Genomic DNA, 25,035 nt, shown 5'->3' with positions numbered 1-25,035 from the left:
ATCAACTAAATAAACCATTATTTCTTGTCGGAGGAGGTTTTTGCAGCGGATGAGTTCAGTTTGTTCCAACCTTTCCCGGGTCGGATGAGTTACAATCTTCGCGGTCTCACCCTCTGATCCGACCAAAAAAGTGTACTTTTGCCGATTAATAATTTCCCTTCATCCATGACTCAATCCCCTGCCTCACAGGAAGAATATATCGAGATTTTTGGTGCCCGAGAGCATAATCTAAAAAACCTTGACGTCCGAATCCCAAGAAACAAATTGGTGGTAGTCACTGGGCTTTCGGGAAGCGGGAAGAGTTCACTTGCTTTTGATACGATCTATGCAGAAGGCCAGAGAAGGTACATGGAAAGCTTTTCTGCCTATGCCAGATCATTTTTGGGAGGAATGGAGCGTCCCGATGTGGACAAGATCAACGGACTTTCCCCGGTCATAGCCATCGAGCAAAAGACGACGTCTAAAAATCCACGTTCCACGGTGGGTACGGTCACAGAGATTTATGACTTCATGCGATTGCTCTATGCCCGCGCCGGAGAGGCATATTCATATCTGACAGGAAAAAAGATGATCCGGCAGACCGAGGATCAGATCATCGAGCAGTTGTTTACCAAGTTTTTGGGCAAAAAACTCTACATCCTGGCTCCAATTGTCAAGGGTCGAAAAGGACACTATCGTGAGCTTTTTGAGCAAATCCGAAAGATGGGCTTTTCCAAGGTCCGGGTGGATGGCGTTGTGATGGACATTGTGCCCAAAATGCAGCTAGACCGGTACAAAATTCATGACATCGAGATCGTCATCGATCGCATTGTTGCAGATGAGTCGGATCGTTTTCGCATCACCCAATCCCTCAAATCAGGCCTTCAGCATGGCAAAGGAGTGATCATGATCCGTGAGGAAAGCGGAGAAGTGCATCATTTTTCCAAATACCTGATGGATCCTGAGACAGGGTTGTCTTATGATGAGCCAGCCCCAAATACCTTTTCATTTAACTCCCCTTATGGAGCCTGTCCTACGTGCAATGGCCTTGGGATCATTGAAGAAATCACACGGGAAAGCATTATTCCTGATCCTTCGCTCAGCATTACCAGAGGGGGAATAGCTCCCTTGGGTGAATACAGAGATATCTGGATTTTCAAAAAAATTGAAGCCATTCTGAAGCATTACAAATGCTCCATGAGTACTCCGATCAAGGATTTACCCGAGCAAGTGGTGGAGGTCTTACTCTATGGAGACAAGATCGAAGTTGCGGTGGATTCGGTGAAGTATCCAGGTACGCAGTGGAATACTACTTTTGAAGGAATTGTAAACTTTTTGCAGAAATACCAAGAGGGTTCATCCGATAAAATTCAGGATTGGGTATCCGAATTTACCATCACGCAGACCTGCCCGGATTGTAATGGTTACCGATTGAAAAAAGAAGCCTTGCATTTCAAAATTGACGAAAAGCACATCGGCGAACTTGCCATGCTCGATATCAGAGGATTGGCCGATTGGTTTGAGGGATTGGAAAGTCGAATGACCGAAAAACAGCAGATCATCGGCGTGGAAGTTCTGAAGGAAATCCGAAAGCGAATCGGATTCCTGTTGGATATCGGTCTGGATTATCTTTCGCTCAATCGTCCATTGAAAACGCTATCCGGAGGAGAAGCCCAACGAATCCGACTAGCCACTCAGATTGGCACACAGCTGGTTGGGGTGCTTTATATTTTGGATGAACCGAGTATCGGCCTTCATCAGCGCGACAATGTGAAGCTGATCAAAGCCCTTCAGAGCCTTCGGGATTTGGGAAATTCTGTTCTTGTGGTGGAGCATGACAAAGACATGATGCTGGAGTCGGATTTTGTGCTCGACATGGGCCCGGGTGCAGGCAGACATGGCGGACATGTGGTAGCAGCCGGTACTCCTCAGGAAATACTGAAAAATAACTCCGTTACTGCCCGCTATCTCAGTGGAAAGCTCGGTCTTTCGATCCCAGAAAATCGCCGTGAGGGAAAAGGAAAGAAACTTATCCTGAAAGGGGCCTCCGGCAATAACCTAAAAAATGTGGATCTAGAGCTTCCATTGGGCACCTTGATCCTGATCACGGGGGTTTCAGGGAGTGGAAAAAGTACCTTGATCCACGAGACCCTGTTTCCCATTTTGAACCGGGAATTTTACAATTCCAAAAAAGAACCCATGCCCTACCAAAGCATAGCCGGGCTGGAGTACTTGGATAAAGTCATCGAGGTAGATCAAAGCCCCATCGGGCGTACGCCAAGGTCCAATCCTGCGACGTATACAGGTGTATTTTCGGATATACGTACTCTTTTCACGGAATTGCCGGAAGCTAAAATCCGTGGATACAAGCCAGGCCGTTTTTCCTTCAATGTCAAGGGAGGGCGTTGCGAAGATTGCGAAGGGGCAGGAATGAAGCTGATCGAGATGGACTTTCTTCCCGATGTACATATTCCCTGCGAAACCTGTAAAGGAAAGCGCTACAACCGAGAGACCTTGGAGGTGCGTTTCAAAGGGAAATCCATCTCGGACGTGCTCGACATGACCGTAGAGCAGGCGGTGGAGTTTTTCGAACACCAACCCAAGATCCTCCGAAAAATCCAAACCCTCAGTGATGTGGGCCTAGGCTATATTACCTTGGGTCAGCATGCCACAACGCTTTCAGGAGGAGAAGCACAGAGGGTCAAGCTTGCCACAGAGCTTTCAAAAAAGGATACTGGAAAAACCTTCTACATTCTGGACGAACCTACCACCGGCCTTCATTTTCAAGACATCGATTTGCTGATGGGAGTACTCCAAAAACTAGTGGACAAGGGTAATACGGTCTTGATCATCGAGCATAATCTTGATGTGATTAAGGTCGCAGACTATGTAGTCGATCTGGGTCCGGAGGGAGGAAACAAAGGCGGAACCATTCTCGTGCAGGGAACTCCTGAAATGGTGGCGGCTCATCCTCAGAGTCATACCGGCAGATTTCTAAAGGAGGAACTAAAACGCTGAAATTGACGCGTAAATCAAGTGTCTCGCCCATTTATCAAAATAGAAATCCTAGGAGAAATTCCTTGGCTAACTTTGGTTTGGATATGAACAGAGTAAGGCTGTATTGGATTTTGCAGATATTGGGCTGGGGAAGCTTTGCCTTTGTCAATGTCTTTTTTGCCTCCCTTTCTGAGGGGATTTCCATAATCCAGGCTTGGGCTTTTGTGGCTTTGGCGGCCTACTACTTACTTTCTACCCATGCTTTTCGTCATGTGGTTAAATCTTATGATTGGTTTAAACTTGGTATTTTCCGACTTCTTGTTCAAGCCATCTTAGCCTTACTGTCCCTTGCGGTGGTCAATGTCTTCGCACAAATTCTGATAAATGTTGCCTTTGGCACACTAAATCCAACTCAGGATTTTCGCGCTTTGGTGATTGCGGTGAATCTCTTCGTCAGCTTCTTATACTATGCTTTTTGGTTTCTCCTTTACTTTTTGTTTCACTTCCTTGATAATTACAACAACAGCCTCAAGTACGAAGCAAAAATTAACGAGATTAGGCTCAATCACCTCAAGAGTCAACTTAATCCCCATTTCATCTTCAATGCGCTGAATTCAGTGAGAGCATTGGTAGACGAAGATCCCGACAAAGCCAAAACGGCCATCACGAGAATTTCGAATATGCTTCGGTTTTCTCTTATGATGGATAAAAAGCAAGTCATTGACTTTGCAGACGAATTGGCAACGGTCAAAGATTACTTGGCGCTGGAGTCCATCCGATTTGAGGAGCGACTAGAGGTGATTTACCAAATAGAGGAGGAAGCGTATTCCTATAAGATTCCCCCGATGATGCTTCAGACCATTGTGGAAAATGCCATCAAGCATGGAATTTCCAACCTGGTCAAAGGAGGGTTGATCGAGATCAAATGCCGTGAAGGATTGAGTGAAGAGCTGTATATCCAAGTGAGAAACAGTGGATATCTCAATCCTAAATCTCCAAAAGCCAAACGGGAAGATGGAAGTGGGCACGGGCTTGAAAACACCAAACAACGCCTTCAGCTCCTCTATGGAGACCGAGCTTCCTTTAGGATATTCAACTCAGGCAACCAATTTGTCATTACTGAAATCAAAATTCCGAAACAAAGAGTTACTTTAGACTAACCAACTCCGTAAAAATGAGAGCCATTGTAATCGACGACGAAAGACTAGCACGTAAAGAATTGATCAATTTGCTGAATCAACTGGAAACAGTCGAGGTAGTAGGAGAGGCTGTAAATGTGGAAGATGCCAAAGAGAAAATCGAGCAACTTCAGCCAGATGTGATCTTCCTGGACATTCAGATGCCTGAAAAAACCGGATTCGACCTATTGGAAGAATTGGACCAGGTACCTCATGTGATTTTTACTACCGCCTATGATGAGTATGCGCTAAAGGCTTTCCAAGTCAATGCCTTAGACTATCTCCTGAAACCTATTGAGCCCAAAAGACTCGAAGAAGCCATTCAGAAGCTTCAGGGCAAAATCGAAGGAATCTCCAGAAGAGACGAAAACGGTGCCTTTGCCAATCAGAAAAAGCTTACGCTCGAAGATCAGGTTTTCGTAAAAGATGGGGATAGATGTTGGTTTGTAAGACTTTCAAACGTCCGACTTTTTGAATCAGACGGGAATTATATCAAGGTTTACTTTGATCATTTCAAACCCATGATCCATAAGTCGCTTAATGCCTTGGACGAGCGATTGGATGAGAAGTCTTTTTTCAGAGCTAGCCGTAAGCACATCATCAATTTGGGATGGGTGGAAGCCATCGAACCTTGGTTCAATGGGGGATTGGTAGTTACCCTTCGAGGAGGCGACCGCATTGAAGTAAGCAGGAGACAAGCCGCCCGCTTTAAGGAAATGATGAGTCTTTAAATTTTCATAGTCAAAAAAAAGCATTTGGTTTTCTGAATAAAATCAGGAACTTAGGAGGTAAGTTGACATTAGAAACTGTCAATTTTCTGTTTTATTACCCCTAAATACCACCAAATCAATTGCTTAGATTATGAAAGAGGAACGGATACTTATCGTCGAAGATGACATAAGCATTGCAGAAAACATCCAAGAGATCCTCGAACTCCTGGGTTATGTGAATATTGATATCGCAAATTCTGCCAATCAATGCATTAAGGTTATCAAAAAATACCGTCCTGATTTGATCTTCATGGATATCAAACTGAAGGGAGATAAAGACGGAATCGAATTGGGAGAGATCATCAAGCAAATGGTGGATGCTCCTTTGGTATTCGTGACTTCCTACAGTGATCCTACGATTATTGAAAGGGCGAAAAGAATTTCTCCGGCGGGCTTTATTGTGAAGCCTTTCAATACCAATGACATTCACGCGATTGTGGAAATTGTCCTTTACAATAAAAGGACAAAGCCAACCGCTGAGGTGGCTGTAGCCAAAGCCGTCAACGAAAGCCCTTACCTGGTCAATGATGCCGTTTTCATCAAAGCTGATAATGCATTTGAGCGCGTGCAATATGAGGACATCTATTATGTAGAGGCCAATGGCAATATGGTCACCATCTTTACCAAAAATCGGGATTACAGCATCAGGAAATCCATGAAGGAAATTGAGGAAATCCTGCCTTCACAACTGTTTTTAAGGGTGCAAAAATCATACATCGTACACCTTGGACAGATCGAGAGTTTCAATACTAAAGAAATCAATTTGAAGCAAGGTGCAGTGGTACAGGTGGGCCGTCAGTATTACAATAGCTTCTTGGCCAAATTGAATACCATCACTGAAAGTTAAAAAAGGGAGATAAGTCAAAGGCGTAATACAATAGAAACAAGTCCTCCTTTGTAGTAAGACATAAAAAAGAGGCGGGCAAAACCCGCCTCTTTAGAGTAACCAAACAATCAACCAAATTAACCCTTACGAGTTTATCTTTCAGCAAGTCCCGGGATTCTGGGACTTTTCGCTTTTGTAGAGGTGTACCTGATGAATTTCAGGACCAGTGTGAGATTCAAATCCGATCTGTGGAGTTGGTTTAGTAGTTTCAAATCGGGCAGTATGCTTTACAAGGCTGGATTCAGCTTTTGCTTTGAGGACGATGGTAATTGCCATAGCGAATCCCAGCGCCGCGCAGACATTTTTTTGGGAAAAGAGTGCAGTAGTCATGGCAGTCAAGAAGTTGGTTTGTTTTCGTATGTAGGGAATATGCCAAAAGGCGACCAAACTTTAAAAGGGGCTTAAAATGAGCTAGAAAGCATTTTTTAGAAAAACGACTGTACGATACCGTACAGCTATCAGCCATGGGCGGACAAATTCACCGAACAATATTTGGTTTCATGATTTGCGAAGATTTAACAACTTTTACCCTAAAAAATGAAAAGCTGCCTTTTCGGGCAGCTTTTAGGTTCTTTTTCATCATTCGATCACAACAACTCATTCGCCAGATTGGCCAGTTCAGACCGTTCTCCTTTTTCTAGTTTAATATGCGCATAGAGCGGATGGTCTTTAACTCTGTCAATTAAGTAGGACAAGCCGTTGGACTGAGAATCCAAGTAAGGCGTATCAATCTGGAAGACGTCACCCGTGAAGATGATTTTGGTGTTTTCTCCTGCCCGGGAAATGATTGTCTTGATCTCATGCGGAGTCAGGTTTTGCGCCTCATCCACGATAAAGAAAATATTCGAAAGTGACCTACCACGGATGTAGGCCAAAGGCTGGATCACCAGTTTTTCCTGATTGACCAGTTCGGTGATTTTCTGGTATTCCTTGTCCGTCTCCTTGTATTGATTTTGGATAAATTTCAGGTTGTCCCAAAGCGGCTCCATGTAGGGATTGAGCTTGGACTTGATGTCTCCCGGCAAATAGCCGATGTCTTTGTTGGAAAGTGGTACGATCGGTCTGGCCAAGAAAATCTGCTTGTAATCTCTTCGCTGCTCCAAGGCACCCGCCAAAGCCAAAAGTGTTTTACCCGTTCCTGCCACTCCCTGAATCGACACCAGTTTGATATTGGGATTCATGATGGCATGCAGGGCAAAAGTCTGCTCGGCATTTCGAGGTTTTACGTTGTAGGCTAGTCTTTTGTCCACTCGCTCCAGCACATTTTGATCTGAGTTGTAGTAGGCGAGGACAGAATTTTTTTCACTTTTCAGGATGTAGAATGCATTGGCTTTCCGCTTTCTGGTACCCAGTATGGCCTTTGCCTCGATGTATCCCTGATCATAAAGGGTGTTTATGGCTTGAGGATCTACATCGTCCAGAAAATACTTACCCGTGTTTTCAAGCTCGGAGATGTTTTTGATTTTCCCTGTTTCGTAATCTTCCGCGTGGATTTCCAGGGATTTAGCCTTCAGTCTGAGATTGATATCTTTCGATACAAGAATGACTTTTCGATCCCTTTCATGCTGCTTTAGGTAGAGTGCTGCATTCAGGATTTTATGGTCATTCTTCTCCTCCCCAAAGATCACATTCGCATTTAGGTTGTTGTCCGGGTTCATCAATACCTTGAAATTCCCCCTGGTCTTCCCGTTTAATGGAGTCCACTCATGAATCATGTGGTCTTGGGATAGCTTATCCAATAGTCGGATAAACTCCCTTGCCTCAAAATTCTTGGTGTCGTTGCCTTTCTTGAATTGATCAAGCTCCTCGAGTACCGTGATGGGAATCACCACATCGTGCTCAGCAAAATTCATGATGGAGTTGTGTGCGTAAAGGATCACGGATGTGTCCAGCACAAAGATTTTCCGATCTTTATCGGACTTAGCTCTAGGCATGCGCAGGAAAATTGTAGTGGTGTACTGTTGAAATAATTTAAAAAATTATCTCCGTGAAATGCGCTTTTCTTTGAAGAAATTATGGTTAAGATTTGTCAATCCTAGGGATAGTCTTGAAAATCAAATTGATAAAAATTGGAAAATTAAAATTTTACCAGTTTGGATTAGTCAACTAGTAGCCACGGTTTAGCACTCGGTAATCTTCCAATCCGCCACGGCGGACAAGTCATTCCAATCTTAAAATCTTTCAATCACTTAATCCAACAAGGCCCGGATATCCTCATTATCCAAGCTCTTCATGAAGCTTTCTTCATTGGAAATCAGTTCTCCCGCCAAAGCTAGTTTTCTATCCTGTAGAGCCATGATTTTCTCCTCCACCGACCCTCGGGTAATAAATTTGTAGATGATAACCTTGTTCTCCTGACCGATCCGGTGAGCACGGTCAATCGCCTGAGCTTCTACGGCAGGATTCCACCATGGATCCAGTAAAAACACATACTCAGCTTTGGTCAGGTTGAGACCTACCCCACCGGCTTTTAAGGAAATCAGAAAGACTTTGACTTCTGGGTCATTCTGGAATTTTTCGACCTGTGCCTGACGGTCTTTGGTAGCTCCGTCCAGATAGGCATAGGGGATTTTTTCCCTGTCCAAAAACTCCCGCACAATGGAAAGATGTCTTACAAATTGACTAAATACCAATACTTTATGATCTTCTGAAATGGTCTCTTGCAGCATGTAAGTGATGTCTTCCTGCTTACCGGATTCACCTTTATAATCCTCCCTTACCAATTTAGGGTGATTGGCGATCTGACGAAGTTGGGTCAATCCTCTCAATAAAGTAAACTGCTGTGCGCCCCGGCCCATGCCGGCAAGTTCTCCGATGATTTTTTCCCGATAGTAGCTTTTTACTTCCTCGTACACTTTCTCCTGCTCGGCAGTCATGTCGGAGTACTTCACATTGGTAAGCTTTTCGGGGAGATCTTTGGCTACCTGGGACTTTAATCTTCTCAGGATAAAAGGCTTGATCATCGCATGGAGGCGTGAAGCTTTGGTCTTGTCGTTTTGTTTTTCGATCGGCTGCAGAAACTGCTTCTTGAAAATATTCTGATTGCCCAGCAGACCCGGATTGACAAAGTTCATCTGGGACCATAGGTCCATCGTACCGTTTTCCACAGGGGTGCCGGTGAGGATCAATCTTCGCTTGCTTTTCAGCTTATTTACCGCCATGGCGATATTGGAGGTGGGGTTTTTGATCGCTTGAGATTCGTCCAGAATTACGTAGTTGAAGTAGAAGTCTTTCAGCACATCAATATCCAGTCGGACAATGCCATAGGAAGTCAACACCACGTCATACCCACGGAACTTCCACGGATCTTTGATCCGCTGAGTACCGGAGTAGACCAGTATTTTTAGGTCAGGAGTGAATTTTCTGGCTTCCAGTTCCCAGTTGTAAATCAGAGAGGTAGGCATGACAAGCAAGGAAGCAAAGCCGGGATTTTCTTCCTTTTCATGCGCCAAAAGTGCCAGGGTCTGGACGGTTTTTCCCAGACCCATGTCATCGGCCAGACATCCTCCAAATTGATATTCGTTCAGGAAGCGCAGCCAATTGTAGCCGGCATGCTGATAAGGTCTTAGAGAACCCTGGAAAGTAGAAGGTACTTCGTAATCCTCAATGGCGTCGAAATTACGAAGGCGTTCCAGCTTCAGGCTGAGATTAAGTCGGATTAGCTCCCCGTTTTGTAGTTCTCTGGCAAATGCCAGATGGTGTTTTCTCAGTACGAGTTCCTCAGCAGACCGCTCTTCGATAAAATTGAAAAGCTCCGAGTAGTTGACAAACCAGGAAGCTGGGATTACTGCGATTTCTCCATTAGGCAGCTCAAATTCATGTTTCCCTTGGATGATCAACTTGCGGAGCTTGGCAAAAGGTACCAGGTAAATTCCGAATTTGATCAGGGCTTTCACATCAAACCAATCGATGTTTTCATTGACTTCGATCGTGATTTGTGCCTTGCCTATATGGTAAGTTTTTCCGTTCAGCCCGTTCCTCTGAACGATCTTGATTTTATTTTCTTCCAGGTAATCCTCGTGGTTTCCCAGCCATTCAAAGGCTTGGGTTTTCGGCATAGCCATTTTACCATGGATGAAGTTTAGGCCTTTTTTCTTCAGGATGGTCAGGTACCTTTCCTCGACTTTTGCAGTTCGGACAGTTTTGTAAAATGTAAACTGTCCTTCCTTTTCCTCATATCTGCACGAGTTCCCGCTTCCTTCTCCGTCATTGACCAAAACCCCAAAATCGTACTCCCCATACTTGAATCGGGGTTCCAATACGATGATATCTTCAGCGGTTTCCTCCATTTCCTCGCCGAAAAGGTTTGCTGTCATAGTTCCTCCCGGCAATTCGCTTATGGCCAAAAGAGCCTCTGGCGTCCCCTGTTCGGTGTGGATTTCAAAACCTTTGGCTACCACTTCAAATTGGGTGATGAGGGAGGTGACGAATTTTTTATAGTATTCCGGCTCAAATCTCCGCTCGATCATAATGGAGTTTTTATTGAGAAAGGGCTGAAGTTTTTTGCCATCAATCCCCTTTTCGAAGTGGAAAAGCTGTTGATCCACAATTAGCCAGGCAGGATCTTTACAGACCAAATAGCCTCCTCGGTGTTGCCAGTTCAACTTCTGCCCCCGGAATTTGATGGTAGGATAATATTGGGTATTGAATTCTCCTTTATCAAAATGGAAGATCACCGTAGCCCGTTCTGCATGAATTTTTATTTCTTTTCCTGTTGGTGTCCCATCAGAGGCAGTTTCAAAGAGTCTCTTCCCAATCAGAAGAGGGAGAATTTTGGATCGTTTGATCTCCAAATTTTTAAACAGAAGCTCCTGGATCGTTTTATCTTCAGTCTTGGGATCAAAAATTTTCCTCAAAAAATCCTTTGGCTTGAGATTCCCTTTTTTCATGTAGGGCTTGACCACCACATCCTGCTGCATGGCATCCATCAGCCTGATCAATTCATAATCCGTTTTGTCCAATCCAGAATCAAACTCCTTTGCGTTGGCAGAACTTATGTTTTGATAGGCATAAGTAAGTCTTCCTTTGTCATCAAGAGGGACTACATAAGATTCAAAAAGCAATCCTAAATATTCATGACTGAAAATAGAATAAACAATCTGAAACGGCTGATCCGGATTTACAATCATAGTGACTTGTCAAATTTTATATAGTCAGAGCAATATATATTGTTCGACTATATCAAATGGTTGGGGCTTTTTTTGGATATACAAAAGGAAAATTACTTAAAAAATCCGACCTCCTTTCATTAATACCGCCTGTTTTTTCTACTGGTATCAAAAAAGGCCTTTTCTGATTAGAAAAGGCCTTTTTTGAGGAAGTCTTTGATGCATTAGGAATTTATCTCCAGGCCTTCCTTGGCCTTTTCTACTTTACTTTCAGGGAAAAATCTATTCTGAAAAATTAAAATAATAGCAACTCCTATGAATATGGATGCATCTGCCACATTGAAAATAGGCCATAACGCAGTGTAACTTCCTCCCCAAAGAGGTACCCACTCGGGTATATACCCTTCCCAGATATCAAAGTAAAACATATCGACTACCTGACCATGAAACCAAGGGGTTGGTGCATTATAGGGAGCATTGTCCAACCATACGCCATAGAAAACCGAATCTACCAAGTTGCCAATAGCACCACCCAAAATCATAGCAATACAAAGAATGTATACCGGATGATTTTTCTTTTCGATGATATAATGCAGGTAGTATCCGATGCCCACCATAGCTACTAACCTAAAGGAAGTGAGAATCATTTTACCGTATTCCGAACCCAGCTCCATCCCGAATGCCATTCCAGGATTGGTAGTATAGTGAAGCTTAAACCAATCTCCAAAGACCTGGATCTGACCAGGAGTTCCAAAATCCATTTGAAAATGCACCAACATTTTTACCACCTGATCGACAGCGATAACCAAAAGCGCAATTCCAAAATATTTGATGTAGTTGTTCATGAGTTGGGGCTTAGGCCTTTTCTACTTTTACTGCCAATTCAAATTCGTCCATATCAAGCAGAGTGGGGTTTTCCAGCTGAGTGCTCAACGAAAGACTCAAAGCTTGAGTTTCGGACTGAATATACTCTCCAAAATTGGCAATTGAAGCATTTACTAGTTCATTGGAGTCAGCTACCAGAATATTGATTTTATCCTGGACTTCAAGCCCCATATCTTTTCTGAGATTTTGGATACGGTTGACCAAGTCTCGTGCTACACCTTCCTGCTTCAACTCCTCTGTCAAGGTCACATCCAGCGCTACCGTGACTCCTTGGTCAGAAGCCACAGACCAACCCGGGATGTCCTGAGAACTGATCAGCACTTCTTCCAATAGCAATTCGATGGTTTCTCCTTCGACATCCACTCCGATTTTGCCCTCACGTTCGATTTGGGAGATTTCGGTTTGCCCCCAGCTATTGATGGCAGCGACGACATAGCGCATTTTTGGTCCCAACTTTTTCCCCAAAACAGGCAAGTTGGGTTTCACATTTTTTACCAGAATTCCTGAAGCATCGTCTAGATACTCAATAGTCTTGATGTTAACTTCGGTTTTGATCAACTCTTCGACGTGCTCGATTTGGGCTTTGGTTTTGGCAGAAAGTACGGGGATCAAGATGCGCTGAAGCGGCTGTCGCACTTTTAGCTTTTCTTTCTTTCTCAGCGAATGCACCAAAGAGGAAATGTTTTGAGCTAAGTCCATACTGGCTTCCAAATCGGTATTGATCAGGGAGGAGTCTGATGACTTCCAGTCGGTCAGGTGTACGGATTCTTTGCCGCTTTCGCCTGCTTCAGTCAGGTTTTTGTACAGCCAATCCGCATAGAAAGGTGCGAAAGAAGACATCAGCTGTGAAAGTGTCAACAAGCATTCGTAGAGCGTCTCGTAAGCAGCCTGTTTGTCGGTATTCATTTCTCCTCTCCAGAATCGTTTCCTGGCCAGTCGTACGTACCAGTTGGAAAGCTGATCCACGGTGAAATTCATGATTGAACGGGTAGCCTTGGTCGCATCGTAGTTGTCCATGGCCTCCTCCACCTCTGCGATCAGAGACTGAAGCTTGGAGGTGATCCATTGGTCGAGTTCAGCCCGCTCGCTTACCGGTACAGCCTTGGATTGGTCATAGACAAAAGCATCCAAATTGGCGTACAAGGCGAAGAAATTATACGTATTCTGAAGCGTGCCAAAGAACCTTCGCTGCACTTCGGTGACACCATCCAGATTGAATTTCAGGTTGTCCCAAGGATTGGCATTGCTCAGCATGTACCAGCGCAAAGCATCCGGACCGTATTCTTTCAAGGTTTTGAACGGATCAATGGCATTACCTAAGCGCTTGGACATTTTATTGCCGTTTTTGTCCAAGACCAGCCCGTTGGCGATTACGTTTTTGAACGCCACGCTATCAAAGAGCATCACTGCAATCGCATGAAGCGTGAAGAACCAGCCACGGGTCTGATCCACACCTTCAGCAATGTAGTCAGCCGGATAGTTGGCTTCGAAGATGTCCTGGTTCTCGAACGGATAGTGCCACTGTGCATACGGCATTGCTCCTGAGTCAAACCAAACGTCGATCAAGTCCGGCTCGCGGAACATTTTCTCGCCTTTTTCCGACACCAAAATCACATCGTCCACATAGGGTCTGTGCAGATCGAGTTCCTTACCTTCGTAAGGAGACTTGGCCATAAAGCCCACCGCCACAGATTTTTCGATTTCCGCATTCAGCTCCGCGATGGATCCGATGCATTTTTCCTCCGTGCCGTCGCTCGTTCTCCAGATCGGAAGTGGCGTGCCCCAGAATCGGGAACGGCTAAGGTTCCAGTCTACCAGATTTTCCAGCCAGTTGCCAAAGCGGCCTGTGCCGGTTGCCTCGGGCTTCCAGTTGATGGTTTTGTTGAGCTCCACCATGCGGTCTTTGAAGGCTGTAGTTTTGATAAACCAGCTTTCCAGTGGGTAGTACAGCACAGGTTTGTCTGTTCTCCAGCAGTGTGGATAGGTGTGCTCGTATTTTTCGACCTTGAAGGCCTTGTTTTCATTCTTGAGAATGATGGAGATGATCACGTCCGTGTTTTTGTAATCCGCTGCGCTTTCATCATCATTCGTGTAGTTTTTGACATAGAAGTCATTCATCCCGTACGCTTTGTGCGCCGTGATGCCGTGCTCCTGCATTTTGGCAGCGAGGTATTCACCCACCACAGGGAGGAATTTACCTTGCTTGTCCACCACGGGGATGTCATTCCCGAGTTCGTCCTTGACAAAGACACCCGGTACATTATTCTGTACCAAAGTTCTAAAGTCATCCGCACCAAATGCCTTGGCCAAGTGCACAATCCCGGTACCGTCTTCGGTGGTCACATAGTCACCGGCTACCACAGTAAATGCGGGATGAGGCAAGGACAAAGCTGATATTGGGAACAACTGCTCATATTCCCAACCCAGCATGGTTTTGCCTTTAAACTCTTCGATCACTTCATAAGGGATGAGTTTGTCGCCTGCCTTATAATCTTCCAGTTTCAGTTCGGCAGCCTTAGGATTGAGGTAAGCGGCCATTCGGGCTTTCGCCAATATCACGGTTGCAGGCTCATGAGTGTAGGGATTGAAAGTTTTCACTTTCACGTAATCCAGGTTTTCACCGATGGCCAAGGCCGAGTTGGATGGCAAGGTCCAAGGCGTGGTGGTCCAAGCGAGAATGTAGGTGTTTTCTTCTCCTTTCAGCTTAAACTGCGCCGTGATGGAGGTGTCTTTGACATCTTTATAAGTACCCGGCTGATTGAGTTCATGAGAGCTCAGGCCAGTTCCAGCTGCAGGAGAGTAAGGCTGTATGGTGTAGCCTTTGTAAAGGAGGCCTTTGTCATAAAGCTTCTTCAGCAAGTGCCAAAGTGACTCGATATAGTTGGAGTCAAACGTAATGTATGGATCATCGAGGTCTACCCAATAGCCGATTTTCTCGGTTAGGTCGTCCCATTCGTTTTTGAAACGCATGACCGTCTCCCGGCATTTGCGATTGTATTCCTCGACAGTGATTTTCTTGCCAATATCTTCTTTGGTGATTCCCAGTTCCTTTTCCACCTGAAGCTCCACAGGAAGGCCATGGGTATCCCAACCACCTTTGCGCTTCACCTGAAATCCTTTCAGCGTCTTGTATCGGCAGAAAATATCCTTCAGTGTACGGGCCATCACGTGGTGAATCCCGGGAGTGCCATTGGCCGAAGGCGGACCCTCAAAAAAGGTAAAGGTCTCGGCCCCCTCACGGTTGGCGATAGACTTTTCGAAGATTTGATTTTCTTTCCAATACTGAAGGACGGACTCTCCGATATGCGGGTAATCGACCTGTTTGAATTCTTGGTACGTTTTCACAAGTTCCTTTCTTAGGGGCATGTAGGTGAGAAAAGAGGATGGAGAGGCCCCATCCTGCTCAAAACAAGGCACAAAGATAGCAATATTGGTCTTTTGGGGGAGAATGAATTTCAAAATCAGAATGAACCCCCTCAAAATTAAACAGCAAGGCCTTCCAATTAAGTCAATGAATAAAAAATCCTACCAATTCCAGCAGATTGGAAAAAGGAAAAACGGCGTCTGCAGCAAACAGATTTTTAGGGTATCAACTGATGGAAAAGCGCGTTTTTTTCAATCTATTATCCCATTTTTAAAGAATTGTTTCCCGTTTTAAGCTTTCATGAAGAATGGACTGAATGTTAATTTTTAACAAATCCAGGCCTGGGTCCACCTCTAGTTTTGAGCATTAATCAACCTGCTCAATTCTATGAGATTCAAAACTTTTACACAAACCTTCGGGATGGTACTGACCTTGATTTTCAGTATCCTTCTACCTCAAAATGCCTCTGCGCAATTAGTGAATGCCTCTGTGTCCGGTAAGTTGACCGACACGGAAGGAGAAATGCTGATCGGAGCACAGATTTTGGTCAAGAATGAGCTGACCGGATTTACGGCCTCCACGGTTACCGGAGTAACAGGTAACTACCTGATTTCCCAGATTCCTTTGGGGACTAATTATACGGTAACAGCAACCTACATGGGTTACGGTTCCAAAACATTTACCGGTATTTCGCTCAATCAAGGCGATAATATCAAATTGGATTTTATTCTCAGTGAGCAAGCCCAAGAACTGGGGGAAGTCAGCGTGATGGCCAACTCCATTACAAACAGCATCGACCGACTCGGAAGCTCTACGGCAGTTTCGGCTAAGGATATGTCCACCCTTCCTGTAAATGGTAGGAACTTCAATTCTTTGGTCGATTTATCCCCTGTTTCTAATGGAAACAGCCTTTTGGGTCAGCTTTTTTCATCGACCAATTATACCATTGACGGGATGACCAACCGCAGTCCGCTTTCCAGCGGTTCTACCAACCGAGGACCGTTTTCGATTTCTATGGAAGCTATTCGGGAGTTTGAAGTCATGACCAATGACTATGACGTGACCAATGGACGCAGCGGAGGAGGGATTATCTCTGCGGTGACCAAGACCGGTACTAACCGAGTCGAAGGGTCTGCCTTTCTCTTCAATCGGGCAGATTGGCTTGCCAGTAAGTATGATATCCGAGGCAACCGGAGAACCAATGAATTTTCCATTCAGCAGTATGGGGTGACCTTGGGAGGTCCAATTATTAAGGACAAGCTGCACTATTTTGTAGCTTATGATGGGCAGAGAGATGCGCAGCCACTTTTTATCGCAGACCTTCAGACCCCAGAGGATGAAGTCCGGTTCAACGTCTCCCGCCAAAGTCTCGACCGTTATCTTCAGATCGCCAGAACCAAATATGGAGTGGCAGATTCTCCACAGACCGGCAGCTTTGACAAGCTGAGGTATTCTCACACCGCATTTTTGCGCTTGGACTATCAGATCAATTCCAAAAACCTTTTGACTGTACGAAACAATTTCTCTTGGGACCTCAACAGTCAAGGGGTCAATGATAACACTGCTATCAATCTTTATGAGGTGTATGGAGATCACTTGTCCACGGCCAACAGCTTGATGGCTTCCCTGCGGACAGTGCTTACCCCCAATCTGACCAACGAACTGAAGCTACAATACCTCTACACTTTGGACGACGGCCGACCCAATGCTCAGCTTCCCAGCGAAAATATCCCAAGAGCTATCGTGCAAAATGTGCAGTCTCAAGTAAATGACCGAACCGTCAACACCAATATCCAGCTTGGAGGCCAACGTTTTCTTCCTGAACGGTTTGAATCCAATGTCTATCAATTGGTCAATAACCTTTACTACAACAAGGGAAAAACCAATTACACGTTCGGTATGGACCTCTTGATGAACAACTTGTCCTCTTTGGCCACCAGTGAGTTTAATGGTCGATTTTTCTTCACCGGCTTGGATAATTTTGACAATCTTCGGCCTTTCCGGTATGCAAGAGAAGTCGCTTTGACTGATCCTACTGTGGAGCAGACGATTTTTGGAGGGGGGATTTATGCCCAGTCCAATACCGATTTGGGACGAGGCATGAGCTTAGTTTTGGGTTTGAGAGGAGATTACACGGGGTATAAAAATGCTCCCAACTTTAATCAGACCGTATTTGATGAGCTTGGCTTAAGGACGGATGTAAAAACCAATGCCTTCCAGATTCAGCCTCGATTTCAGTTTACCTGGGATATCAATCAGAGACAAACGGATGTACTTAGAATCGGTGGGGGAATCTTTGGGTCGGCGCTGAACAACTACACCGATGTCAACAACCTGCAGTTTGACGGTACAAAAATCGTAGCGGTGGATATCACCGGAGCTGCGGTTCCTACTCCGGATTTTGTCTCCTACAGAAACAATCCCGCTACGGCCCCGGGAAGAGAGCTTTTGAATCTTCCGGGTGTATCTCCTGTCACCACGATCAATATGAACAGTGAGGACCTGAAAGTACCTACCGTGTACAAGGGAAATGTGATGTATAACAAAATCATCAACAACCGACTGCGTCTAGGAGCCAATGTAATTGCATCCCTTGCCCGAAATAACTACATGTATGTTGACCGAAACATGGTGGATGAACCATTCTTTAGACTGGCCAATGAAGGAAATCGGGGAGTCTATGTGCCTATCGAAACCATCAGCACTACCAACGGTAATGCAGACTGGACCAGAGGGAGGAAAACTACTGAATTGGGAAGGGTGCTCGAACTGGTCAGTGAAGGAAGAAACAATACTTATACGGTGGTGATTGATGGAACCTATCGCTATTTCAAAGACGGACAAGTCACTGCCAGCTACACTTGGAACGACTCGAAAGACAATACTTCCTTTAACGGCAACGTAGCCAACAGTGCGACCTTGTTTCAGGCAGTGGTGGATGATCCCCGAGATCTTTCCCGCATGAGCTACTCTAATGGCCAGTTTAGGAAAAAAGTGGTTTTTTACGGTACACTTCCTTCCTTCAAAGGGGTGACTGTAGGTGTGAGATATTCTGGCATCGGCGGAACTCGGTATTCCCTCGTGGTCAATGGCAATGTTAACGGTGACTTTGTAAACAGCAATGACTTGGCCTTTGTGTTTGATCCGAATACGCCGGGATTGTCCGAATCGGTGGCTACTGCCATGAGGGAGGTGTTGGCCAATCCAGATAATCTGGCACTTAGCTATTTGCGAAACAGTTTGGGTAAAGTGGCTGAAAGAAACGGGGGTGAAAATGGGTACTTCGGATTTTGGGATGTGAGAGTCACCAAGAAATTCTACTTCAATGATGCAAAAAGAACCGGATTTGAACTGGGTGCTGACATCTTCAACGTTGCCAATATGCTTAATAAAGAGTGGGGTACTTCCAAAAATCTAGGAAATCAGAATTTGATGACGCTACGGAATTTTGACCGAGCCAAGCAGGAATATGTGTACCAAATCAATCCCAATGTTGGGGTAGCCAATCCGGGCGGGACACCTTTCCAGGTGCAGATTTCCGGTAGAATCTTCTTCTAATCGATTCAATAATACAAGGCCCGACTTTTTCATTGTGAAAAGCGGGCTTTTTCCTTCCCTTTAATCAATTTTCCTATGAACAATTTTAGAATAGTTATATCCATTGTGTCTCTAGTTCTATGCTTAGGGATTGGGTATTCCTCAGCCAATGCCCAAAATCAACCCAGTCAGCATGTGATCTTGATTTCCATTGACGGATTTAGACCTGATTTTTACCTGGATCCTTCTTGGCCTGCACCCAATCTTCAGGAGATGGCCTATCAAGGAGCTCGTGCCGAAGGAGTGACAGGAGTTTTTCCTTCGGTGACTTATCCCTCTCATACCACCATCGTCACAGGCCGTACTCCAGCGGCCCATGGGATTTATTACAATTCCCCATTTGAGCCAGGTGGTCAAACGGGCAGATGGTATTGGGAGACTGAGAAAATAAAAGTGCCTACCCTGTGGGATGCTGTGCGAAAGGCTGGAATGAAAAGCGCAAGTTTTATCTGGCCAGTTTCAGTGGGCGCGCCCATCGACTACAACCTCCCAGAATATTGGAGTCTTGAGGAAGGCTTCGGACGAATCGAGCCCATGCGAAATGAAGAAAGCCCCAAAGGGCTTTTGGCCGAACTCGAAGAGCAAGTGCTTGGTAAACTCAACGAGCGTACCTTCAATGGGGACTACCTCAACCGCGAGGATCGCATCGGGGAAATGGCAGGCTATGTGTTGGAGACTTACAAGCCTAATCTGATCACTTTGCATCTGATTGCCACGGACCATTTTCAACATGTGGAAGGAAGAGAGGGTCCGATGGTCAGAAAATCTCTTGCCGCGACCGACCGGGCAATCGGTAAAATCATCGAAGCTGCCGAGCGTGCCGGCATCCTCGATCAAACCACCTTTATCGTCACTGGAGATCATGGGTTTGTCAATATCCATAGTTCGCTAAGTCCTAATGTTTGGCTGGTAGAAGCTGGATTGATGGAAAATCAGCCTGACCGTGGCAATTGGAAGGCGACTTTTCACACGAGTGGAGCTTCGGCATTTCTGCATCTCAAAGATCCCAAGGACCAAAAAACCCTAGATCAGGTAAAATCCATCCTGAGCCAACTTCCAGAAAATTACAAGAAACTGTTTCGTGTTGTGGAGAAGGAAGAGTTGGCTGAAATCGGCGCTGATCCCAATGCCGCCTTGGCCTTGGCTCCAATCCGGGGGGTGTCATTCTCCTCCAGTAGTCAAGGTGCCATATTGAAACCTGCGAAGGGTGGGACACATGGATTTTTCCCTGACTTTGATGAGATCGAAACCGGGTTTATAGCCTGGGGAGCGGGGATCCAATCCAATGTAGAAATCCAAGAAATGAGCCTAGTGGATGTGGCTGCAGTAGTCGACTATCTGCTCAACCTGAAGATGGACCTTCCTGAGAGCAATCTGTATCCGGGGATCAAGAAATAATTTTTGCCTCTACTGAGAAAGCCGGTCGATTTTTCGACCGGTTTTTTTATGTTCTTGACTTTGATCTTTTTACCCCATTTCTGAAAAGTTCTTCCTTGATCACTTTGGAGACGGTCTGCCGAGTCATTCCTGTGAGGTCAGCCATATCTTGGAGAGTCAATAGGTTTACCAAACTATGATGTTTGCCGGTTCCATCCTCGATTTGTTCTTGAAACTGCTTGAGGGTTCGCCGGACTTTTTCTTGGGCACTGAGACTTCGTACGGCAAAAAGGCGCTCTTCCGCTCTGCACCATCGGCTGACCAGTTTATAGGAAAACCATTCGGAGACTTCCGGGATTTGGGTAGTAATTTTTTTGAAAAAGGGCTGTTCATACGTCCTCAAAACTACCGGCGTGAGGGTTTTGGCGAATTCGGAGAATTGGCCGTTGAGGTATTGGAGATTGCCAAAAAAGTCTCCTGGTTTGAGTATATCGTAGCAAATTTCCTCCCCCTGAATTGAATAGGATCCAATTCGGATGGCACCTTTGACGATTTCATATATAGGTGTGATGCGTTGGGGAGGTTGATAGAGCAAGATCCCCTTTTCTATTTCCAAAGGCTTTACCTGGGTAAAACCTTCCTCGACCTTGCCTTTCAGATATTCGAAAAGGTTGAACTCCATGAAGATAGTTTTTGGTACAATTTCCTTTGTAAAATGGAATTTTGGAATGCCGATCGTCAAGCTTCACTAGAACTTAATACTTTGAAAATGTGCCGATAATACTTTGGGCAAGAAATTAATATGGGGGAAATTTTATGGAGATAAAGGATTTTTTCTCAGGTTGGTGAAGTAGTAGCACATTTATTAGTTTTCTAAGAATAATTGCCTTTCCAAAAAGTTCAACCCCTTAGGTGATTCCCAAAACCGAAACATATCACTACAATATGGTTGTCCGCAATTGCACCATCAGCCAAATACTCTTCGATTAATGGGTCGGAAGTCCGATGACAGAGGACCGAAGCTTTCTAGATTTCAACCTTTTCTAGAAATTTTTAAAGCAAGCATAATTTTCTGGTAAGAAAGCGGATATACAGATACTATAATTTGGCCTAGGTATCCACCTAGGGCTATTCAAAAGTTCGAACCATACAAGATCAGTCAATTTACCGAAAATGGTCTTCAAATGATTACCCTGACCAAGCCCGTTCATATGAAGGAAAGGATATCGGAATGGGAAAACTATGTTCAATTTTAAAACCGGTCATGCCTACGGCAGTGATTTTGTTTCGAAAATTGATATTCATTTGGACTAAGCAGTCACGTAATGACGACCGATATTTTTGCCAATTGACCCAGGTTGAGAATAGTATTTTACAAACGAATAGTTTATGGAATTTGCAATTCCTTCAACCTCACCCATTCCACCTTACCCATCTCCCTGAAGATCAACTGGCTTAATTTTTGACTCTAAAAAATCCACGAACGAAAGGAACCAAATCACCTGATTTGGCTATTTTCAATCCACTCAATCATTCACAACCAAACCCCACTTTTATGACCGAACAACAAAAACAAGCCCTCGAGGAAGCTATTGCCTCCCTCAAGTCTCAACTCACCGGAGACATGTTTGCCGATATGGAAATCCGGGATCAGATTCATAACCTAGAGATGCAGCTCAAAGGAGTAAAACCAATGGACTCGCACTTTGACTGCATCGGTTGCGGAAGTTAAATCCATCGCTTTGCACAGATACTTTATCATTTACAAGCCATTTGGCGTAGTAAGCCAGTTTAGCGGAGAGGGGCCTACATTGGCCTCTCTCGGCACTTTTCCCAAAGAAGTCTATCCAGTCGGTCGACTTGACAAGGACAGTGAAGGTTTACTTTTAATCACCGACGACAAGTGGCTCAACCATCACCTGCTCAATCCCAGATTTGGACATCAGCGCACCTACTATGCGCAGGTGGAGGGCCTTCCCACTCCTGAAGCGTTAAAACAACTGCAGTCAGGGGTCCTCATAAATGTGGACGGCAGAGATTACAAGACCAAACCAGCCTTGGCTAAAATCGTTGATCTTGCCCCTAGTCTACCTGAGCGTATCCCTCCCATTCGCTATCGGGCTTCTATCCCCGATACTTGGATTGAGCTGACTCTTATTGAAGGAAAAAACCGTCAAGTGAGGAAGATGACCGCAGCAGTAGGGTTTCCCACTTTACGTTTGGTGAGGTTTTCCATGGAAAAAATCAATATTTCAGGGATGCAGGTCGGGGAAATCCGAGAGATGGATCAAGAATCGGTCTACCGTGCGTTGGGCTTGACGGGATTTATGAAGACAGATTCTTCAGGTAATTTCAGAAAGAAGGATCGGCGGTCTTAAAAATTCCTAAAATCTCAGAAGAGCCTCGGCAATACCACTGCTAAGAATTAAGATTGTCCTTTGGTACAATTTCCCCTATTTTAGCCCAGCCATTTCAAGCATTTAATACGTGTAGTTCATGCATCAGGAAAAAATCGCCGAAGTAATTCAGGAAGTCAAAAAAGTGGTTGTCGGTCAGGACAAAATGGTCAATCGACTGTTGATCGGCCTATTCACTAACGGACATATTTTGCTGGAAGGGGTGCCAGGATTGGCAAAAACCCTTACCGTAAATACCCTGGCTAAAGTCCTTCATTTGGACTTCAACCGTATTCAGTTTACGCCTGATTTGTTGCCTTCTGACCTGATTGGCACCATGATCTATAATCAGCAGACTTCCAACTTTGAGGTAAAGAAGGGGCCTATTTTCGCCAATGTCATCCTTGCAGACGAAGTGAACCGCTCTCCAGCCAAAGTACAATCCGCCCTGTTGGAGGCCATGCAGGAAAAACAGGTCACCATCGGAGAGACTACTTTTGCTTTGGACCGGCCTTTCTTGGTGTTGGCTACCCAAAACCCCGTAGATCAAGAAGGAACCTATCCTCTTCCCGAAGCGCAAGTAGACCGATTTATGATGAAGGTCCACATCGACTATCCAAGCAAAGCCGACGAAATGGAGGTCATGCGAAGAATGTCCAATCTTCAATACAACGCAGAGGTAAGACCTATCCTCTCTAAGCAGGACATATTTGACATCCGTAATCAGATCAATATGGTAAACATTGCAGAGCCCTTGGAAAACTACATCATAGAGCTCGTGTTTGCCACCCGTTTCCCTCAGCAGTATGGATTAAAGGATGAAGCCAAGTATATTATGTTTGGCGTGTCTCCTAGAGCAAGTATCAATCTGAATCTTGCTGCCAAAGCTGTGGCTTACATGGATGGAAGAGATTACGTGCTTCCGGAGGACATCAAAGAAATCGCCGAAGATGTACTCAATCACAGAATTCTGCTCAATTATGAGGCAGAAGCGGATAATGTCAACACCAGGAGCCTGGTTAAAACCCTCCTCGAAAAAGTACCGATTAACAAGTCGGTAACATTGAAATAACACAAATTATGGCTTAAAAGGGCTTCTCGTGAGGGAAGCCTTTTTTTATGCTTTTCCTGTTAATACAATATTAAATTCTGTCTTCATTTTTAAAAAAACCATAATTCGATTCATTCTATTGGGCTGAAAAATTGAATCCACCTTTGCATCAGAAAATCGCAAAACCACAATTCAATTTATAAAAATGAAAAATTTCAAAGCCCTTATGTTGATCCTGACTGCTGCAGTAATCGGCTTCACAGGATGTATCGAAGGAAATGACCAACCAGGGACAGACAATGGAAATGGGAATAATTCCAGCATTGTCATCAGTTCAAACATTACTTCAAACACCACATGGGAAACCGGAAAGGTGTATGTCCTCTCGGGAAGAATAGCAGTTACATCAGGTGTAACGCTTACCATCCAGCCAGGGGTGATTGTAAAAGGTGAAGTAGGTACCGGAGCCAATGCCTCCGCCCTCATCATCGCAAGAGGGGCCAGAATCAACGCAGCAGGAACAGCCACTCAACCCATCATTTTTACCACTGTTGCCGACGAAATCAGACCAGGCCAAATAGCTTCTCCCAATATGGATCCAACTCTGGAAGGTCTTTGGGGCGGTGTGCTCATCTTGGGTAGAGCCAGAAGTTCTTTTGCAGGTGATGTACAGGAAATACAAATCGAAGGTATACCTGCTTCAGACACCAATGGCCTATACGGTGGGAATAATGACGCAGACAATTCCGGTGTATTGAGATATGTTTCTATTCGTCATGGAGGTGCAAATATCGGTGAAGGAAACGAAATCAACGGGTTGACTCTGGGTGGAGTAGGTTCAGGAACCGTAATAGAAAACGTGGAAGTGGTAGCCAATCAAGATGATGGTATCGAATGGTTTGGTGGAACAGTATCCGTAAAAAATGCACTTATCTGGAATTCAGGCGATGATGCCATAGACACTGACCAAGCGTGGGCGGGTACCCTGGACAACTTCATCGTGATCTGCGGGGTAAACACTGACCATGCCTTGGAAATAGATGGACCTGAGGGGTCTTACAATGCCGCTCATATCGTGAAAAACGGCTCGATCAAAGGCCATCCATCATCTGAATTTGCAGATTTCAGAGCCGGTGCTAGAGGTACCTTCGAAAATCTTTACTTCTTCAACTTCCCTGCCCCAACTGCTAATAACAATGCAGGAAGAGGCGACTTCTCCCTAAGCGGTGACAACACCATTGCCAACTTCAATAACGGAGTTTTGAAGTTTGCCAAACTAGAAGCAACTCTTGCTGATGGAGTAACCCTCCAGCAAGCCTTCAGAAACGGTACCGATGTACACGCCTCTACAGTAGCGATCCGGGCAAATACCGTTGGAGCAGACAAATCAGCCTTCGCTGGATGGACTTGGGCTGCTGCGGCAAACGCCCTCGCTGACTTCAAATAA

At 45.0% G+C, this 25,035-nt stretch carries 16 protein-coding genes; 10 read left to right on the top strand and 6 right to left on the bottom strand.

What is annotated here, in order from left to right; translation table 11 throughout:
- Positions 1–165 precede the first annotated feature (165 nt).
- From uvrA to DDT91_RS02230, 4 genes are all read left to right on the top strand, one after another.
- A complete protein-coding gene (uvrA, locus tag DDT91_RS02245; RefSeq protein WP_187174503.1) occupies positions 166–2,997 on the top strand; it encodes an excinuclease ABC subunit UvrA in 2,832 nt (943 codons plus the stop codon).
- A gap of 83 nt (positions 2,998–3,080) precedes the next feature.
- Positions 3,081–4,136, top strand: coding sequence for a sensor histidine kinase (locus tag DDT91_RS02240; RefSeq protein WP_187174502.1), 1,056 nt, complete (start codon positions 3,081–3,083; stop codon positions 4,134–4,136).
- Between the two features lie 14 nt (positions 4,137–4,150).
- Positions 4,151–4,885 (top strand): LytTR family DNA-binding domain-containing protein, encoded by a 735-nt coding sequence (locus tag DDT91_RS02235; protein WP_187174501.1) that lies wholly within the window; start codon positions 4,151–4,153, stop codon positions 4,883–4,885.
- A 130-nt stretch (positions 4,886–5,015) separates the two neighbouring features.
- The gene (locus DDT91_RS02230) at positions 5,016–5,771 is read left to right on the top strand and encodes a LytTR family DNA-binding domain-containing protein (RefSeq protein ID WP_187174500.1); all 756 of its coding nucleotides are present in this window, start codon (positions 5,016–5,018) and stop codon (positions 5,769–5,771) included.
- Between the two features lie 138 nt (positions 5,772–5,909).
- Here DDT91_RS02230 and DDT91_RS02225 read toward each other — a convergent pair whose 3' ends face one another.
- The 5 genes from DDT91_RS02225 to ileS form a co-directional block, all read right to left on the bottom strand.
- Positions 5,910–6,140, bottom strand: coding sequence for a hypothetical protein (locus tag DDT91_RS02225; protein ID WP_187174499.1), 231 nt, complete (start codon positions 6,138–6,140; stop codon positions 5,910–5,912).
- A gap of 257 nt (positions 6,141–6,397) precedes the next feature.
- Positions 6,398–7,744 (bottom strand): PhoH family protein, encoded by a 1,347-nt coding sequence (locus tag DDT91_RS02220; protein ID WP_187174498.1) that lies wholly within the window; start codon positions 7,742–7,744, stop codon positions 6,398–6,400.
- A 255-nt stretch (positions 7,745–7,999) separates the two neighbouring features.
- Positions 8,000–10,939 (bottom strand): DEAD/DEAH box helicase, encoded by a 2,940-nt coding sequence (locus DDT91_RS02215; protein WP_187174497.1) that lies wholly within the window; start codon positions 10,937–10,939, stop codon positions 8,000–8,002.
- Between the two features lie 203 nt (positions 10,940–11,142).
- Positions 11,143–11,763 carry a lipoprotein signal peptidase gene (locus DDT91_RS02210; RefSeq protein ID WP_187174496.1) on the bottom strand — a complete coding sequence of 207 codons (621 nt, stop codon included), beginning with the start codon at positions 11,761–11,763 and terminating at the stop codon, positions 11,143–11,145.
- 10 nt (positions 11,764–11,773) lie between these two features.
- Entirely contained in the window at positions 11,774–15,148 is a 3,375-nt protein-coding gene (ileS, locus tag DDT91_RS02205; protein WP_187174645.1) for an isoleucine--tRNA ligase, read from the bottom strand.
- Between the two features lie 406 nt (positions 15,149–15,554).
- Between ileS and DDT91_RS02200 the strand changes: the two genes are divergently transcribed.
- Positions 15,555–18,725 (top strand): TonB-dependent receptor, encoded by a 3,171-nt coding sequence (locus DDT91_RS02200; protein ID WP_255501999.1) that lies wholly within the window; start codon positions 15,555–15,557, stop codon positions 18,723–18,725.
- 75 nt (positions 18,726–18,800) lie between these two features.
- Positions 18,801–20,162 carry an alkaline phosphatase family protein gene (locus DDT91_RS02195; protein WP_187174495.1) on the top strand — a complete coding sequence of 454 codons (1,362 nt, stop codon included), beginning with the start codon at positions 18,801–18,803 and terminating at the stop codon, positions 20,160–20,162.
- Between the two features lie 46 nt (positions 20,163–20,208).
- Here the strand turns inward: DDT91_RS02195 and DDT91_RS02190 are convergent, their stop codons facing one another.
- Positions 20,209–20,823: a Crp/Fnr family transcriptional regulator gene (locus DDT91_RS02190; protein WP_187174494.1), complete on the bottom strand. Its 615-nt coding sequence runs from the start codon at positions 20,821–20,823 to the stop codon at positions 20,209–20,211.
- A gap of 873 nt (positions 20,824–21,696) precedes the next feature.
- On the opposite strand from DDT91_RS02190, the gene DDT91_RS02185 reads away from it, so the two are divergent.
- The 4 genes from DDT91_RS02185 (at position 21,697) to DDT91_RS02170 (ending at position 25,035) form a co-directional block, all read left to right on the top strand.
- Positions 21,697–21,873 (top strand): hypothetical protein, encoded by a 177-nt coding sequence (locus DDT91_RS02185; RefSeq protein WP_187174493.1) that lies wholly within the window; start codon positions 21,697–21,699, stop codon positions 21,871–21,873.
- 4 nt (positions 21,874–21,877) lie between these two features.
- Positions 21,878–22,519: a pseudouridine synthase gene (locus tag DDT91_RS02180; protein WP_187174643.1), complete on the top strand. Its 642-nt coding sequence runs from the start codon at positions 21,878–21,880 to the stop codon at positions 22,517–22,519.
- Between the two features lie 118 nt (positions 22,520–22,637).
- Positions 22,638–23,609 carry a MoxR family ATPase gene (locus DDT91_RS02175; RefSeq protein ID WP_187174492.1) on the top strand — a complete coding sequence of 324 codons (972 nt, stop codon included), beginning with the start codon at positions 22,638–22,640 and terminating at the stop codon, positions 23,607–23,609.
- A 184-nt stretch (positions 23,610–23,793) separates the two neighbouring features.
- Positions 23,794–25,035 carry a hypothetical protein gene (locus DDT91_RS02170; protein WP_187174491.1) on the top strand — a complete coding sequence of 414 codons (1,242 nt, stop codon included), beginning with the start codon at positions 23,794–23,796 and terminating at the stop codon, positions 25,033–25,035.

This window comes from Algoriphagus sp. AK58 (assembly GCF_014324365.1).
GTDB lineage: Bacteria > Bacteroidota > Bacteroidia > Cytophagales > Cyclobacteriaceae > Algoriphagus.
Note: the sequence above shows the minus strand (reverse complement) of the source record. Positions and strands in the feature narration are given on the sequence as shown.

What these genes read in the sequence shown, in the direction of transcription:
- DDT91_RS02210 (WP_187174496.1), bottom strand. Translation starts at nt 11,763, where the DNA reads ATGAACAACTACATCAAATATTTTGGAATTGCGCTTTTGGTTATCGCT.
- DDT91_RS02185 (WP_187174493.1), top strand. Translation starts at nt 21,697, where the DNA reads ATGACCGAACAACAAAAACAAGCCCTCGAGGAAGCTATTGCCTCCCTC.
- DDT91_RS02235 (WP_187174501.1), top strand. Translation starts at nt 4,151, where the DNA reads ATGAGAGCCATTGTAATCGACGACGAAAGACTAGCACGTAAAGAATTG.
- DDT91_RS02225 (WP_187174499.1), bottom strand. Translation starts at nt 6,140, where the DNA reads ATGACTACTGCACTCTTTTCCCAAAAAAATGTCTGCGCGGCGCTGGGA.
- DDT91_RS02195 (WP_187174495.1), top strand. Translation starts at nt 18,801, where the DNA reads ATGAACAATTTTAGAATAGTTATATCCATTGTGTCTCTAGTTCTATGC.
- DDT91_RS02200 (WP_255501999.1), top strand. Translation starts at nt 15,555, where the DNA reads ATGAGATTCAAAACTTTTACACAAACCTTCGGGATGGTACTGACCTTG.
- DDT91_RS02240 (WP_187174502.1), top strand. Translation starts at nt 3,081, where the DNA reads ATGAACAGAGTAAGGCTGTATTGGATTTTGCAGATATTGGGCTGGGGA.
- DDT91_RS02175 (WP_187174492.1), top strand. Translation starts at nt 22,638, where the DNA reads ATGCATCAGGAAAAAATCGCCGAAGTAATTCAGGAAGTCAAAAAAGTG.
- DDT91_RS02170 (WP_187174491.1), top strand. Translation starts at nt 23,794, where the DNA reads ATGAAAAATTTCAAAGCCCTTATGTTGATCCTGACTGCTGCAGTAATC.
- DDT91_RS02220 (WP_187174498.1), bottom strand. Translation starts at nt 7,744, where the DNA reads ATGCCTAGAGCTAAGTCCGATAAAGATCGGAAAATCTTTGTGCTGGAC.
- DDT91_RS02230 (WP_187174500.1), top strand. Translation starts at nt 5,016, where the DNA reads ATGAAAGAGGAACGGATACTTATCGTCGAAGATGACATAAGCATTGCA.
- DDT91_RS02190 (WP_187174494.1), bottom strand. Translation starts at nt 20,823, where the DNA reads ATGGAGTTCAACCTTTTCGAATATCTGAAAGGCAAGGTCGAGGAAGGT.
- uvrA (WP_187174503.1), top strand. Translation starts at nt 166, where the DNA reads ATGACTCAATCCCCTGCCTCACAGGAAGAATATATCGAGATTTTTGGT.
- DDT91_RS02215 (WP_187174497.1), bottom strand. Translation starts at nt 10,939, where the DNA reads ATGATTGTAAATCCGGATCAGCCGTTTCAGATTGTTTATTCTATTTTC.